We start from the raw sequence: 15,958 nt of genomic DNA, 5'->3' as shown, positions 1-15,958 counted from the left end.
ACTAAATCCCGGATTTATCGCGCCCACTGCTGGGTGAATATCTCAGTTCTTCTTAGCCGGCCGAAGGCGCCCTCGGCCTTACCGCCTACGATCTGGCCATCGTGGATATCGGTCTGCCCGGCATCGACGGACTTGAACTGATCCGCCGGGTACGGCGGCGCGGCGTGCTCACCCCGGTGCTGATCCTCACCGCCCGCGACGGGCTGGATGACCGGGTCGTCGGGCTCGACGTGGGCGGCGACGATTACCTGGTCAAGCCCTTCCTGCTGCCCGAACTCCTGGCGCGCGTGCGGGCGCTGATTCGCCGCAGCCGCGCCGCGGCCAGCCTGGTGCTGGCCGTGGGGCCCTTGTCCCTCGACGTGCAGCGCCACAGCGCCATGCTGGGCGCCGTGGCGCTCGAACTCACCGGGCGCGAATGGAACGTGCTCGAACAGCTGGTGATTGCCGTGCCGCGGGTGGTGGCCAAGCAAAAGCTGGCCGACAGCCTGAGCCAGTGGGACAAGGAGATCACCCCCAACGCGGTCGAGATCTACGTCTCGCGCCTGCGCACAAAACTGGCCGGCAGCGGGGTGGGCATCCGCACCGTGCGCGGCATCGGCTATCGCGTGGAAGTGGAGGCGGGCGATGCCCCGGCGCCCTGACGTCCGCACGCTGCGCCACCGGCTGCTGCTCTTCATCTCGTGGCCGCTGCTGGTGCTGCTCGGCGCCAGCATGGTGGCCGATTACCGCTCGGCCCTCGGGATTGCCGGCGAGGCCTATGACAATGCCCTTGCCCGCACTGCCATCGCCCTCGTCACGCGTCTGGAGCGGGACGACGACGACAAGGACATCGAGGTGGACGTGCCGCCGGCGGCTGACGAAATCCTGCGCTCCGACCCCCACGACACGGTTCAGTACGTGGTCTTTGACGACAAGGGCAAACGGGTCGCGGGGGATGCGGAGCTGATGGAGCTGCCCCGGCCCCGGGTAGCCAACCAGGCGGTGCTGGACGACGCGCAGCTTGGCGGCCAGACGGTGCGCACCGCCAGTTTCAGATACGAAAGCCCGACCCTCTCGGCCACCGTGATCGTGGCCGAGACGACCGTCAAACGCACCCGCGCGGCGCGTCAGATCCTGATGGCGATCGCCTGGCCCAACCTGCTGCTGATCGCCGCGGCGCTGCTGCTGGTGTACTTCGGCGTGCGCTTTGCATTGCGCCCGCTGGACGCCCTGGGCGAGCGCATCGCCCGGCGCGGCCCCGGGGATTTCAGCCTGCTTGCCGAGGCCGACGTGCCCGGCGAGGCCGGCCCGCTGGTGCGCGCCATCAACCGCCTGATGGGCCACCTGGACACGGCTGGCCGGGCCCAGCAGGCTTTTCTGTCCAACGCGGCCCACCAGTTGCGCACGCCGCTGGCCGGGCTGCAGACCCAGCTCGAACTGGCCACCGCGGAATTACCGCCGGAAAGCCGTCCGCGCCTCAAGCGCCTCTCCGATTCGACCCGCCGGCTGGTGCACTTCACCCACCAGATGCTGGCGCTGGCGCGCTCCTCGTCGGAAGGGGCGCTGATCAGCGACCATCGCCCTGTCGCGCTTGCCGGCCTCCTCGAAGAAGCCGCGTCCGATCTGCTCGACGGCGCCCTGGCCAAGGGTATCGATCTCGGCTTCGAAACCGCTCCGGCCACGGTGGAGGGTTCCCGCTGGATGCTGCGCGAGATGATCGCCAACCTCGTGGATAACGCCATCGCCTACACCCCCGACGGCGGCCGGGTGACGGTGCGCTGCGGTTGCGACAAGGCAGGCGGCGCCTTTGTCGAGGTCGAGGACAACGGCCCCGGCATTCCGGAGGCCGAGCGCGGACGCATCTTCGAGCGCTTTTACCGGGTGGCCGGCCGTGGCGGGGAGGGCACCGGCCTGGGGCTCGCGATCGTCCGGGAAGTGGCCGAGCGTCACGCCGCCAGGGTGGAAGTCGAAGCCGGCGCGGAGGGCCGCGGGAGCTGCTTCCGGGTGGTCTTTCCGCCGCCGGGCTGAATCCGGCAAGCCTGAATCAATCGGCATTGTCAGGCAATTGAAGGCTTGCCGGCGCTAAGGTCCGCGCGTCTCCACCTTCCGCGGGTTACCCGGCCATGCACGCACGTTCTGATTCAAGCGCCGTTGCGCATTCATTTTCCAGCGCGGGCGTGCGTCGTCCGGCGCCGCTGATTTTCCTGCACTGGGCCACGCTGATCCTGATCGCGCTGGTGGTCGGCATCGCCTTCGTGCGCGAAGGCATCGAGGAAAAAGCCGTCCGCGCCGTCCTGATCAATCTTCACCGCAGCCTCGGCCTGGCCATTGCGCTGTTGGCGGTCGTGCGCATCGGCGTGCGTCTGGCAAAGCGCCCGCTGCCCTCGAGCGCGCCGATGTCGCCCCTGGCCCGCCTTGCCGCCGAAACCACCCACCTCGGGCTTTACGCGCTGCTGTTTGCGCTGCCGCTGATCGGCTGGGCCTTGTCCAGCGCCAACGGCAAGCCGGTGGGCTTTTTCGGTCTCGTCACCCTGCCGCCGCTGGTGGAAGAGGACGAAGACCTGGGCGACAGCTTCGCCGAATACCACGAAGCCGGCGCCTGGCTGCTGCTTGCCCTGGTCGGCCTGCATGCCGCCGCGGCGCTGTTCCACCACTTCGTCAAACGCGACAACGTGCTCCGGGCCATGCTCCCGGCCTGGCTGGCCCGTCGCTGATCACCCGCCCGATTTTTTCGATAGCTACAAAAGGACCACCATGAATCCGCTCAAGCCCGGACGGCGCACCCGCCTGTCCACTCTCCGGCGTGCCGGCACCTGCGCGCTCGCCGCGCTCGGCCTGTTTGCCGCCGCACCGGCGGCCCATGCCGTGCCCAGCTTTGCCCGCCAGACCGGCGCCGACTGCGCCTCCTGCCACGTGGGCGCCTTCGGCCCACAGCTCACGCCCTACGGCATCAAGTTCAAGCTGGGCGGCTACACCGAAACCGACGGCAAGGAGGGCAAGGTGCCCCTGTCGGCGATGATTGTCGGCTCCTACACCCAGACGAAGAAGAATCAGGCCGAGCGCCCGGCCGAGAATGCCAGCGTCAACAAGAACCTGGCCCTGGACGAAGTCTCCCTGTTCCTCGCCGGCCGGCTCACCGAGAAGATCGGCGCCTTCATCCAGGCCACCTACGACGGCGTCGGCCGCAGCTCCGCCCTCGACCAGGTGGATATCCGCGCCGCTCACACGCTGGAGATTGCCGGCAAGGAAACCATCGTCGGCCTGAGCCTCAACAACAACCCGGGCGTGCAGGATCCGTTCAGCACCATGCCGGTGTGGGGCTTCCCCTACACCTCGTCGGCGCTCGGCTTCGGCCTCGGCGGCGCCGGCACCATGATCAACGGCGGGCTGGAGCAGCGCGTCGCCGGCCTGTCGGCCTACACCTTCTGGAACAACCTGCTGTATGCCGAGCTGGGCACCTACCGCAGCCTGTCGCCGTCGATGCAGAGCAAGCTCGGCGCCGGCCGTGCCGACGATCCGGGCCGCCTGGGGGGCGGCACCAACTACTGGCGTCTGGCCGTGTTCCAGGATCTGAAGAAGCAGGCCTTCAACGTCGGCATGTTCGGTTTCAACACCACCGTCCAGCCGGACCGCAATGCGCCGGGGAGCAACAAGTTCAACGATCTCGGCGTCGATGCCTCTTACCAGTTCCTCGGCACGCGCAAACACGTGGGCACGGTGAACACCAGCTTCATCCGCGAGCGCCAGACGCTCAACCAGCTCTTTGACGCGGGTGAGTCCGCCAACCTCAAGGGCCGGCTCAACGAGTTCAAGCTCAACGCGTCCTACCACTACGACCAGACCTGGGGCGCCACCATCGGCCGTTTCCTGACCACTGGCACCTCCGACGCCATTGTTTACGACGGCTTTGCCAAGGGCTCGCCCAACAGCTCCGGCTACATCGTGCAGGGCGACTTCACGCCGTGGGGCAAGGACGCTTCGTGGGGCACCCCGTGGGCCAACCTGCGCCTGGGTGCCCAGTACACGATGTACACCAAGTACAACGGCGCCAAGACCGACTACGACGGCAACGGCCGCAACGCGAAGGACAACAACACCCTGTTCCTCTTCGCCTGGACCTCGTTCTGATGAAAGGCGCCACGATGAAACCGGGTATCCGTTTGAAGCCGGCGCTGCTCTTCGCGTTGCTGGCCGTCAGCCTGAGCTTCCAGGCCCGTGCCGCCGGCAACGTGGAGGCGGGCAAGGATGTCTTTGCCACCGAATGCGCCGAATGCCATAGCGTTCGCGAAGGCAAGAACAAGAAAGGCCCGAGCATGTTCGCCGTCGTCGGCCGCAAGGCCGCCAGTATTGCGGACGCGACCTACTCGGACCCGCTCAAGGCCAGTGGCATCACCTGGACGCCGGACAGGCTCGACGCCTACATCACGGCGCCCAAAAAGCTCGTGCCCGGCGGCAAGATGAAATACGACGGCCTTGCCAGCGCCACCGAGAGGGCCGATCTGCTGGCCTATCTCGCCACGCTGCACTGACCCGCCAGGCGCCGCTGCAGTGGACTGAAAAACGGCACCCCTGAGCGGGTGCCGTACTTGTTTTTTTGGTTCGGTAGGTCGTGTTAGCGCAGCGTAACGCGACACCCCAGCGTCAGCTGAGGCCATCGATGTTAAGGATGGTGTCGCGTTACGCTGCGCTAACAAGACCTACGAAACTGGCCCTGGGCGGCGTCCGGAAAAAGCGCCTCAAGCCTGCGTCCAGCCGCCGTGATTGCTTTGAGTTTGAGCCAGGTCGACTGCTGTGTCCGGCAAGGCTTCTATACTTGTCCTGTGACTCTTCACCACACTCCGGGGTGATCCCAATGAGTATCGACGCCAATCTTCGCCACGTCATCTACGCCCTGTCGGACGCCCTCGATCTGGTGGGCGTGGACGATGTGGCCCACGGCAAGCGGGTCGGCATCATGGCTGCCGAATGCGGGCGGGTCGAGGGGCTGGCCGAGTGCGACACGTCCTTCCTGTTCGATCTCGGCATGCTCCACGACATCGGCGTGTCGTCCACCCGCACCCACAGCCATCTTGTCGAAATGTTCGACTGGGATGGCTCCCAGGTGCATTGCGAGGTGGGCTACGCGCTGCTCAAGAGCTTCGAGCCCTTCAGGCCGATGGCGCTGCCGGTGCGCTATCACCACACCCGCTGGGAAAACCTGGTGCAAACCGGCCTGCCGCCCGAAATCCGGCGCCAGGCCAACCTGATCTATCTCGTCGACCGGGTGGATGCCCTTGCCGCACCCCATTACGCCGACAACTCGCTGCTGCTCTTCACCGACGAAATCCGCGGCAAGATATCCGGGCACGCCGGCACCTATTTCTCGCCCGAGCTGGTGGATCTTTACCTCGAGGCTTCGCGCACCGAAGCCTTCTGGCTGATGCTCGAACCCCGCGCGATCCAGGCTTACCTCAACGATCTGCAGGCCCGGTGCAGCGACTCCCCGGCCACCACGGGGGATCTGAAGCGGCTGGCGGTGATCTTTGCCCGCATCGTGGATGCCAAGAGCCCCTTCACCGCCGAGCATTCGGTCGGCGTCTCGCGGCTGGCCCGCTTTCTGGCCGAGCGCCTCGGCGTCAGCGCCGAAAACTGCGAGAAGCTCGAAATCGCCGGCCTGCTCCACGATCTGGGCAAGCTGCGCGTCCCCGACGAAATCCTCGACAAGCCGGGTCGCCTCGACAACCGCGAACGCAAGATCATCAACACCCACAGCTACGAAACCTTCCAGATCCTGCGCAACATCCACGGCTTTGAGGAAATCACCCGCTGGGCCGCCTACCACCACGAAGAACCCGACGGCAGTGGCTACCCCTTCCACCTCAAGGCCGACGCCATGCCGCTGGAAGCCCGCATCCTGCGCGTTGCCGACATCTTTCAGGCCATGGTGCAGATCCGGCCCTACCGGCAGGGCCTGAGCGACGCCGAAGTCACCACTTTCATGCGTGATCTCTCCGCCGCCGGCCGCGTGGACGCCAGCATCGTCGATGTGCTGCTGGCCGAGCTGCCGGGAGCCCGGCACGCTGCCTGCCCGAAGTTCACCGCCCTGCCGGAAAACCCGGTCGCGGGCGTTCAGTAAGGCCGCAGCGGGTGGCGCTCATGCCGCCCGCGCCGGGAGCCGCTGGGCCACATAGCCCGCCATGCCCTTGGCGAGTTCCTGTTCGCCCACGAACACCTCGCCCAGCTTGTCGCGGCGCAAAAGTTCGGCTCCGTCCTCGCTGTCCGAGCGCAGCACCGTTTCGATTTCCGGGTTGAGCTTGCGGGCGATGTCCACCATCTGGCGGCTGGCCAGGGCGTCGGGGGTGGTGACGACCAGCATTGCCGCGCGGGTGATGTGGGCCTGGACGAGGACGATGGGGTCGGAGGCGTCGCCGGTGACGGCGGCCTTGCCGGCGGCACGCAGGCTTTCCACCACTTCGCGGTTGCTGTCGGCAATGATGTACGGAACATTGCGCTGTTCGAGGGTGGCCGCGATGTGGCGGCCGATGCGGCCGTAGCCGACGATCACCACCTGGCCCGACAGCAGCTTGCGGTCGGTGGACATGGGCAGCGCGGCGAGGTGGTCGTCGCGCAGGTCGAGCTTGCGGGCCCAGGCCGAATTGGCCCGCGCCCAGGCCTGGGCGGGCTCGATGGCCGCGAAGACGAGTGCGTTGAGGGCGATGGAAATCAGCGCGCCGGCAAGGATCAGGTTCTGGCCTTCAAGGCTCAGGAGGCCGAGGGACAGCCCCAGCCCTGCGAGGATGAACGAGAACTCGCCGATCTGCGCAAGGCTCGCGCCCACCGTCAGCGCGGTGTTGAGCGGGTAGCGGAAGGCCAGCACGAGGGCGATGGCGGCCAGTGTTTTGCCAACCAGGATGATCGCCACGACCACCGCCACCTTGACGGGCGATTCGACCAGCACCGTCGGATCGAAGAGCATGCCCACCGACACGAAGAACAGCACCGAGAAGGCGTCGCGAAGGGGCAGCGAATCTTCGGCCGCCCGGTGGCTGAACTCGGATTCGCGCATCATCATGCCGGCAAAGAAAGCGCCCAGCGCGAAGGACACGTCAAACAGCAGCGCCGAGGCGTAGGCGACGCCCACCGCGGCCGAGATCACGCACAGCGTGAACAGCTCCCGCGAGCCGGTGCGTGCCACCAGCCACAGCAGGCGCGGAAAGGCCCGCCGGCCCACGACCAGCATCAGCGCGATGAAGGCCGACACCTTGGCGAGGGTGAGGCCGACGGTGAGGGCGAGGGCCTGCATGTCGGCCGTGGGGCCGGCATCCCGGGCGCCAAGCAGCGGGGCCAGTGCCGGCAGCAGCACCAGCACCAGCACCATCGCCAGGTCTTCGACCACCAGCCAGCCCACCGCGATGCGGCCGTTGGTCGATTCGAGAATGCCCCTGGCCTCCAGCGCGCGCAGCAGCACCACGGTGCTGGCCACCGACAGGGCCAGCCCGAAGACCACCGCCTCGCCGATCGGCCAGCCCCAGCCGATGGCCGTGATGGCGCCGAGCGCGGTGGCCACCGCAATCTGCACGACGGCGCCTGGCACGGCGATCCGGCGTACCGCCAGCAGGTCGTCCAGCGAGAAATGCAGGCCGACGCCGAACATCAGCAGCATCACCCCGATTTCGGCCAGCTGTCCGGCCAGTGCCATGTCGGCCACGAAGCCCGGTGTGCCCGGCCCGATCATCACGCCGGCCAGCAGGTAACCGACCAGCGGTGGCATGCGCAGGCGCGAGGCAACGAGCCCCAGGATCATGGCAAGACCAAGCCCGGCGGCAACGAGGGCGATGAGGGAAACGTTGTGAGGCATCGATGGACAAACCTTGTATTGGTCGGGCAGGGCGGGCTTTGGACCCCCTCGGGGATGCGCTTTTATCTACGCGGCTGAAGCGGTTTGACGCTGTGTCAGGCCAACAGTTTCAGCGCCGGGCACATTTTATGCTATGAAGTGTCAGAACGCGCCCATTCCAAGCCCGGTGGCAAAGGCGGCGCCCAGTTCCTCGCCTTTTTCGAGTTCGGAGGCGGGCACCGTTTTGGGGGCCAGGATGGCTTCCGTCGTCTGGGCATGGGTGCAGATGATCAGCGGTGGGGCGATTTCGCGCAGGCGCCAGCCGGTGGCGATGCGGGCGATCTGGCGCGCCGCGTTGCTGCCGTCGCTGCCGGCGCAGATCAGGCTTGCGTAGGGGCGGCCGTTGATGCGGTCGAGGGCGCCGTAATAGCTGCGGTCGAAGAAATCCTTCATCAGCCCGGCAATGGCGGCCAGGTTCTCCGGGGTGGCGAAGATGTAGCCGTCGGCCGCGAGCAGATCGTCGGGGCCGGCGTCGGGGGCGCGCAGCAGGCGCACGGCAACGTCCGGCTCGCTGGCGGCGCCGCGGGCCACGGCCTGGATCATCTGCTCGGTGGCGCCGGTCCAGGAGTGATAGACGAGCAGCAGGGTTTTGCGCGAAGTGTCTGTCATGATCTCGATCTGCGCTGGGGATGCTTCGAGCCTAGTGGGCGAGGGGCGGCCGGTCAATGTTGCAGGTTAATTCGGGCCGCCCGATTACAAACGTAATCTTTTCGGGGTGAGCATCGGCAAAGGCGACGTGCCGGCGCCGGAAAGTCCTGGAGGGCGAGATGGGCATCATTCAGATTTTTTCAGCCTGGAGCCGCGCGTTTGGCGACAGCGTCGGCCAGCAGCGGCGGGCGAGGACGCAGGCGGAAGAAACGCCGCAGCCGCCCGCCGTGGACCCGGCCGCGAGCGATGCGCCGCAAGCCGAGGTTGCCGCGCCGGACGTGATCGCTGCCGCACCGGGCGTGACGCCGCCTGTCGAAAGCCCGGAGCCCGTGCTGCCCGAAACACCGCACCCGGAGGCGGCCAAACCTTCAAAAGCCGCCAGGCCGGCTGCGGGCAAGGGGCGCAGCAAGGCCGCCAGCGTGCAGCCGGAGCCCGCGCCGCTGCAGGTCCGCGACGATCCCGAGACCGAAGCCCTGCGCCAGAAAATTGCAGCCATCGAAGTCCGCAGGCGCGACCTGCTGGCGCGCAAGGCGCAACTGGACGAGGCCATGCTGGCCTTTCATATCGCCCAGTACGAAGCCCTGGGTTCGACGCTTGAAACCTGCCTGGGGCTGCGCCTTGAATACCTGCTCCTGAAAGCCGCGCGCAGCGGCACCGAGGCGGACGCCCGGGCGGCCCGCGAGGCGGCGGCCGAACACGAGGCCTGCCGCATGCATCCGGCCGAAGAAGGCGATGCCCTGCAGGCGCTCGACGAAGCGACGCGGGCCGAACTCAAGCAGCACTACCGCAGTGCCGCCATGCGCTGCCACCCCGACCGCGTCGCCGACGCCGACAAGGCCGGGGCCGGCGCGATCTTCCTGCGCGTTCAGCAGGCTTATCGCAGCGCCGACCTGCCTGCGCTGCTGGCCTTGTGCCGTGAGCTGGATCACGGGCCCGGCGGTGCCAGGGGCAGCGCGCAGGCGGATAGCGGCGATGCCTTGCGCCGGCAGCTGGATGCGCTCGTGGACGAAGTGACCGAGCTGATTCTCGAGGGCCAGAACGCACGCCTGGATCCGCAATACCGCCAGGCTTTTCACCGCGAAAGCTGGGCCGGGGAATTTGCCGAAATGCGGGCCCGCCTGGAGGCGGAATGCGACGATTTGCGCTGGCAGATCCGTGTCATCTCCCGCGGCTGAGCTGAAATCACGCGCCGGTGGGGCGCCCGAGCCTGCGGTTTGTTGCGCCACGTCAACAACGCGCCTGACATCCCGGTCGTATGATCGATGCCATTGTTGCGCTGCACACACCCGAAAACGGTTCGGGTCAAAATGGAAAACGGATCGAGTCATGCCCTCCCGCCCCGCTCGGGGCGGGGCAGTCAGAGTGAAACCCGCCCGCCGCGGGCAGGTTCACGGCTGAGGGCTGGCAGCGACGTTTTTTTGCGGCGCAGCGCCCGTTCTTGCAAGAGGAGCGCTCCCGCGTCGCGGGTGCTCCGGTCAAATCCCATTCCAACAGGCAGGGCCGGTGACGAAGCCAGGGCTTCCCGCCGCGCATCTGCCATCCGTTTCAGCAGGGAGCCGCAATGACGACGTATCTCAATCTCGACGGCAACGAAGCCGCCGCGCGGATGGCCTACCTCGGTAGCGAGGTGGTGGCCATCTACCCGATCACACCCTCGTCGAACATGGGCGAATGGGCCGACGAATGGGCGGCCCAGGGCAAGCCCAACCTGTGGGGCGTCGTTCCCAAGATCATCGAAATGCAGTCGGAAGGCGGCGCCGCCGGTGCGCTGCACGGAGCCCTCACCTCGGGCGCGCTGGGCACCAGCTTCACGGCCAGCCAGGGCCTGCTGCTGTTCATTCCCAATCTGTACAAGATGGCCGGCGAGCTCACGCCCTTCGTGCTCCACGTGGCCGCCCGGGCGCTGGCCACCCACGCGCTGTCGATCTTTGGCGATCACTCCGACGTGATGGCCTGCCGTGCCACCGGCTGTGCGCTCTTGGCCAGCAATTCGGTGCAGGAAGCCCAGGACATGGCGCTGATCGCCCAGGCCGCCACGCTGGCCGGGCGCATTCCGGTGATCCACTTTTTCGACGGTTTCCGCACCTCGCACGAAGTGGCCAAGATCGTCGCCGTCGAAACCGAAACCGTGCGCGCGATGATCGACGACACGCTGGTGGCCGCCCACCGCGCCCGCGCGCTGTCGCCCGAGCACCCCGTTTTGCGCGGCACGGCCCAGAACCCGGACGTGTTCTTCCAGTCCCGCGAGCGCGCCAACCCGTTTTACGATGCCTTCCCGGCCATCGTGCAGACGGCGATGGACCGCTTCGGCGAACTCACCGGCCGGCACTACCGCCTGTTTGATTACGTGGGCGCGCCGGATGCCGAGCGCGTGATCGTGGTGATGGGTTCGGCGGCCGAAACGGTCGAAGAGACCGTGGAGCACCTCGTGGCCCGCGGCGAGAAGGTGGGCCTCGTCAAGATGCGCCTGTTTCGCCCGCTGGCAAGCGCGGCCCTGCTGGAGGCGATTCCCGCCACCGCCAGAGCCATCGCCGTGCTCGACCGTTGCAAGGAGCCCGGCTCCGAGGGCGAGCCGCTCTACAAGGATGTGGTGACGGCGCTTGCCGAAGCCGCCGCCGACGGCACCCGCAGCATGCCGCGCGTGATCGGCGGGCGCTTTGGCCTCGCCAGCAAGGAATTCACGCCGGGCATGGTGGCCGCGGTGTTCGACCAGCTGGCGGCGGCACAGCCCAGGCGCCAATTCACCGTGGGCATCGTCGATGACGTGACCCACCTGTCGCTGGCCTGGGACGCGGCCTTTCGCTCGGACGCCTCGCGCCGCCAGCAGCACGCGGTGTTCTGGGGCCTTGGCGCCGACGGCACCGTGTCGGCCAACAAGAACTCGATCAAGATCGTCGGCGAATCCACCGGGCTCCAGGCCCAGGGCTACTTCGTGTATGACTCGAAGAAATCCGGCGCGGTCACGGTGTCGCACCTGCGCTTCGGCGATTCGAACATCCGCTCCAGCTACCTGGTGGAAGAGGGCATGGCCGGCTTCGTGGCCTGTCACCAGCCGGTTTTTGTGGAGCGCTACGATCTGCTGGCCCACGCGGCGCCGGGCGGGGTTTTCCTGCTCAACACGCCGGAAGCCGCCGATGCGGTGTGGGCCGGTCTGCCCGCCGCCATGCGCGCCGGCATCGTGGCCAAAGGCCTCAAGCTGTGGGTGATCGACGCCTACAAGGTGGCGCAGGATGCGGGCATGGGGCGGCGCATCAACACCATCATGCAAACCTGCTTCTTTGCCATTTCCGGCATCCTGCCCCGCGATGAAGCCATCGCCGCGATCAAGAAGGCCGTGGACAAGACCTACGGCAAGAAGAGCAAGCGCCTGGCCGACCTCAACCACCGCGCCATCGACGTGACCCTTGCCAACCTGCACGAAGTGCCGCTGGCCGGCCTTTCGGACGACGGCGCCGCGCCGATCTTCGTGGCCCCGGCCGTGCCGGCCGACGCGCCCGCGCATGTTCGCGACTTCACGCTGCCCATCTACCGCGGCGAAGGCAACAGCCTGCCGGTGTCGGCGATGCCCGTGGATGGCACCTTCACCACCGGCACCGCCAAATTTGAGAAGCGCAACATCGGGCTGGAAATCCCGGTGTGGGAATCGGATCTGTGCACCCAGTGCGGCAAGTGCGTTTTTGTGTGCCCGCACTCGGCGATCCGCGCCCGCGCCTTCCCGGCCGAGGCGGCCATTGAGGCGCCCATCACCTTCAAGCACGTGCCCGCCAAGAGCAAGGATTTTCCGGCCGGCACGCACATCAGCTACCAGGTGGCGCCGGAGGATTGCACCGGCTGCGGCGACTGCGTCGAAGCCTGCCCGATCCACGACAAGACCAACATCAGCCGCCTGGCCGTGAACATGGCCCCGCTGGCGCCGCTGCGTGAGGCCGAGCGCGAGAACTTCGACTTCTTCCTCAAGCTGCCCGACTTCGATCGCAGCCTGCTCAAGCACGGCACCATTCCCGGCGCCATGTTGCTCGACCCGCTGTTCGAGTTCTCGGGCGCCTGCGCCGGCTGCGGCGAAACGCCCTACATCCGGCTGGCCACCCAGCTCTTCGGCGACCGCATGCTGGTGGCCAATGCCACCGGCTGCTCGTCGATCTACGGCGCCAATCTGCCCAGCACGCCCTACACGGTGAACGGCGCCGGCCGCGGCCCGGCCTGGTCGAATTCGCTGTTCGAAGATAACGCCGAGTTCGGCCTGGGCATGCGTCTGGCGTCCGATCAGCTGATGAGCTACGCCATGCAGCTCACCCAGGAAATGGAAGCCGAAATCGGTGGTGATCTGGCGCAGGCCCTGGTGGGCGCCGACCAGCGCCAGGAGGCCGGTATCCGCGCCCAGCGCGAACGCGTGGCCGCGCTCCTGCAAAAGCTGGCCGCCAGCCGCCATCCGCGGGCGCAGGAGCTGGCCTCGCTGGCCGAATGGCTGGTGCGCCGCTCGGTGTGGATCATCGGCGGTGACGGCTGGGCCTACGACATCGGCTACGGCGGCCTGGATCACATCCTGGCGCTGAGTTACGACGTGAATATCCTGGTGCTCGACACCGAGGTGTATTCCAACACCGGCGGCCAGACTTCCAAGGCCACACCGCTGGGGGCCGTGGCCAAGTTCTCGGCTGGCGGCAAGACCACGGCCAAGAAGGATCTGGCCCGCATCGCCTCGGATTACGGCCACGTTTATGTGGCCACCGTGGCCTACGGCGCCAAGGACGTGCACACCCTCAAGGCCTTCCACGAAGCCGAAAGTCACGCCGGCCCGTCGCTGATCGTGGCCTACAGCCCGTGCATCGCCCACGGCGTGGACATGCTCTACAACCAGCGCCAACAAGACATGGCGGTGAAATCCGGCCACTGGCCGCTGTTCCGCTACGACCCGCGGGTGGAAGAAGCCGGCGGCAACCCCTTCCGGCTGGATTCGGCGCCGCCGACGCAGAGCATCAAGGCTTTCATGGACAGCGAAACCCGCTTTGCGATGCTGGCCCGGAGCCATCCGGACGCCGCCGAACGCCTCGTTGCCCAGGCCCAGAAAGATGCCGACCGGCGCTACAAGGGCTACCAGGAAATCGCCGCCGCCCACGCCCCCGCTGCGCCCAAGGAGAGCTGAAATGATCGATCTGACTACCGACTACCTGGGGCTCAAGCTCAAGAACCCGCTGGTTCCCTCGTCCTCGCCGCTGTGCAAGCAGCTCGACACCGTGCTGCGCCTTGAAGACGCCGGTGCGGCCGCGATCGTGCTGCATTCGTTTTACGAGGAAGAGCTGATCGCCGAAGACGCGATGGCCGAACGCTTTTTGCTTCATGCCGAGCTGCACGACGGCGAGTCGGCCGGCTTCATGCCCGACCACGGCAAGTACGAAAGCAGCATCGACCAATATCTCGATCACCTGCGCAAGGTGAAGGCGCGGCTGGCTATCCCGGTCATTGCCAGCCTCAACGGCGTCACGCCGTCCGGCTGGGTCGATCTGGGCAAGGAGATGCAGGCTGCCGGCGCCGACGCGCTGGAGCTCAACGTCTACCACGTGGCCGCCAACCCGGCCGAGAGCGGCGACGACGTGGAGGCCCGCTACCTGGTGCTGCTGACCGAGCTGAAGCAGGTGGTGAGCGTGCCCATCATCATGAAGCTGCCGCCCTTCTTCTCGTCGCTGCCGCATTTCGTGCGGCGCCTGGAATTGAGCGGCGCCAATGGGGTGTCGCTGTTCAACCGCTTCTTCCAGCCCGACATCGATCTCGACGGGCTTGAGATGGTCGAGCACCTGCAGCTATCCACCCGCGAGGAAGCGCTCCTGCGCATCCGCTGGATCGCCATTCTGCGCGGCCAGACTCCCATGACGCTGGCGGCTACCGGCGGCGTCTATGGCCACGAAGAAGCCCTCAAGCTGCTGCTGGCCGGGGCCGACGTGGTGCATCTGGCGTCCTGCCTGCTAGAGCACGGCCCGGCCCGGCTGAGCCAGATCCTCGAGGGCATCGAGGCCTGGATGGTCGAGCGCGAATACGAATCGGTTGCCCAGCTCAAGGGCAGCATGTGCCTGAACAAGCTGCGCGACCCCAGCGCGCTGGCCCGCCAGAGCTACATTCGCGTGCTGGACAGCTTCACGCCCCGGCCGGGGGTGTGGCGTTAGGCGCGCTTTCCACGTCCCGCTCAGCTCGACGCCAGTCTTTTCGACTGGCGTTGTGCCTTTGGGGTGCAGATAAAATGGGCGCCTTTCAAATGTGCCCACGCAAGGATTTTCATGGAAGCCACAACCCGTATCGTCCTGGTGACCGGCGGTGCCGCGATGGCCACGCCGGACCCGGAAACCCATTTTCTCGTCGACGCCCTTGACCGCATCGGCATCGAAGCCGTGGTTGCCCCGTGGGACAGCCCGGAGGACTGGGCGGCCTACCCGCTGGTGGTGGTGCGCACGCCCTGGGATTATTTTCTGCGTCTGCCCGAATTTCTGGCCTGGGCCGAGCGCACGAGCAAGCTCACCGCCTTTGTGAACCCCTACGCGGTCATCGAGTGGAACAGCCACAAGGCCTATCTGCGCGAACTGTCCGCCGGGGGCATTCCGACGGTGCCGACCCTGTGGCTCGACCAGGGCGCGGCGGACGGCGTGGCGCGTTTGCTCGAAACCGGCTGGGGCGAGGTGGTCGTGAAGCCGGCGGTGTCGATCGGCGCCATCGGCGCGCTGCGTGCCGAAGCCCGCGACCCGGCCTGCCAGGCGCATCTGGTGGCGCTGCTGGCCGACGGTGACGTGATGGTTCAGCCCTTTGTGGCCAGCGTGGCCCACGACGGCGAGGTGTCGCTGGTTTATTTCGGCGGCAATTTTTCCCACGCCATCCGCAAGCAACCCGCGGCGGGCGATTTTCGGGTGCAGGAGATGCACGGTGGCACGGTGCACGCCTGGACGCCGGCCGCCGACGAGCTGGAGCTGGCCACCCGCGCACTGGCCGCCACGCCGGCGCCCACCACCTATGCCCGCGTCGATCTGGTGCGCCTGCCGGACGGCCAGCCGGCGGTGATGGAGCTTGAACTCATCGAGCCGGAACTCTTTCTGGGTGCTTCGCCCGAGGTGGCGCCGCGCTTTGCCGAGGTGCTGCGTAATTACGCCGGATAGCCGTGTTCCCGCTGCCGTAAGCCGGCTGTCTTTGTGCAAGGTTCTGGCTCCACTACCTGTGGAGTCTTTGCGTTGGGAGCAGGTGCGTTGTTGTGTCTGTGCAGGGGCGATTTCAATGGCTATGTTCGGTGGAAAGCGTTTTCCCCGCGATAGGTAAGGCTTTCCGAGTCTGGCAGGCCTGCCGGCGCCAACCTGAGACCTTCCTGGGCGGCTTTCCTGTGTGTGACGTTAGATCGGCCGGGTCTCGCCCCGGCGGGCGACCTCCTTTCTTGCTTCGCCAAGAAAGGAGGCAAAGAAGGCGACCCGGCTTCACCGGTCG

At 67.0% G+C, this 15,958-nt stretch carries 12 protein-coding genes; 10 read left to right on the top strand and 2 right to left on the bottom strand.

The genetic code is table 11. The features are described 5' to 3' along the window. Positions 1-92: 92 nt before the first annotated feature. From Q1W26_RS11075 to Q1W26_RS11050, 6 genes are all read left to right on the top strand, one after another. On the top strand, positions 93-641 hold the full coding sequence (locus tag Q1W26_RS11075; RefSeq protein ID WP_300439821.1) for a winged helix-turn-helix domain-containing protein: 549 nt from the start codon (positions 93-95) through the stop codon (positions 639-641). Then, a complete protein-coding gene (locus Q1W26_RS11070) occupies positions 625-2,007 on the top strand; it encodes a sensor histidine kinase (RefSeq protein ID WP_300439818.1) in 1,383 nt (460 codons plus the stop codon). Before Q1W26_RS11075 ends, Q1W26_RS11070 begins: the two co-directional genes overlap by 17 nt. Before the next feature lie 95 nt (positions 2,008-2,102). Beyond that, positions 2,103-2,693, top strand: coding sequence for a cytochrome b (locus Q1W26_RS11065; RefSeq protein ID WP_300439816.1), 591 nt, complete (start codon positions 2,103-2,105; stop codon positions 2,691-2,693). Positions 2,694-2,733: 40 nt separating this feature from the next. Next, the gene (locus tag Q1W26_RS11060; protein WP_300439815.1) at positions 2,734-4,107 is read left to right on the top strand and encodes a cytochrome C; all 1,374 of its coding nucleotides are present in this window, start codon (positions 2,734-2,736) and stop codon (positions 4,105-4,107) included. A 14-nt stretch (positions 4,108-4,121) separates the two neighbouring features. Next, positions 4,122-4,508, top strand: coding sequence for a c-type cytochrome (locus Q1W26_RS11055; RefSeq protein ID WP_300439813.1), 387 nt, complete (start codon positions 4,122-4,124; stop codon positions 4,506-4,508). 323 nt (positions 4,509-4,831) lie between these two features. Further along, complete coding sequence (locus Q1W26_RS11050; RefSeq protein ID WP_300439810.1) at positions 4,832-6,094, top strand: HD domain-containing protein; 1,263 nt, start codon at positions 4,832-4,834, stop codon at positions 6,092-6,094. An 18-nt stretch (positions 6,095-6,112) separates the two neighbouring features. On the opposite strand, the gene Q1W26_RS11045 is transcribed toward Q1W26_RS11050, so the two are convergent. After that, complete coding sequence (locus Q1W26_RS11045; RefSeq protein ID WP_300439807.1) at positions 6,113-7,816, bottom strand: cation:proton antiporter; 1,704 nt, start codon at positions 7,814-7,816, stop codon at positions 6,113-6,115. Between the two features lie 141 nt (positions 7,817-7,957). Then, positions 7,958-8,464 (bottom strand): NAD(P)H-dependent oxidoreductase, encoded by a 507-nt coding sequence (locus tag Q1W26_RS11040; protein ID WP_300439804.1) that lies wholly within the window; start codon positions 8,462-8,464, stop codon positions 7,958-7,960. A gap of 158 nt (positions 8,465-8,622) precedes the next feature. On the opposite strand from Q1W26_RS11040, the gene Q1W26_RS11035 reads away from it, so the two are divergent. From Q1W26_RS11035 to Q1W26_RS11020, 4 genes are all read left to right on the top strand, one after another. Then, complete coding sequence (locus tag Q1W26_RS11035; protein ID WP_300439802.1) at positions 8,623-9,678, top strand: DnaJ domain-containing protein; 1,056 nt, start codon at positions 8,623-8,625, stop codon at positions 9,676-9,678. A gap of 386 nt (positions 9,679-10,064) precedes the next feature. Next, positions 10,065-13,646 (top strand): pyruvate:ferredoxin (flavodoxin) oxidoreductase, encoded by a 3,582-nt coding sequence (gene nifJ / locus Q1W26_RS11030; RefSeq protein WP_300439800.1) that lies wholly within the window; start codon positions 10,065-10,067, stop codon positions 13,644-13,646. Position 13,647: 1 nt separating this feature from the next. After that, positions 13,648-14,661: a dihydroorotate dehydrogenase-like protein gene (locus Q1W26_RS11025; protein WP_300439797.1), complete on the top strand. Its 1,014-nt coding sequence runs from the start codon at positions 13,648-13,650 to the stop codon at positions 14,659-14,661. A gap of 111 nt (positions 14,662-14,772) precedes the next feature. Beyond that, positions 14,773-15,639, top strand: a complete 867-nt coding sequence (locus tag Q1W26_RS11020) for a hypothetical protein (protein ID WP_300439794.1) — start codon at positions 14,773-14,775, stop codon at positions 15,637-15,639. Positions 15,640-15,958: the final 319 nt, after the last annotated feature.

The organism is Zoogloea sp. (genome assembly GCF_030157465.1).
Lineage (GTDB): Bacteria > Pseudomonadota > Gammaproteobacteria > Burkholderiales > Rhodocyclaceae > Zoogloea.
This window is presented reverse-complemented; position numbering and strand designations above follow the sequence as displayed.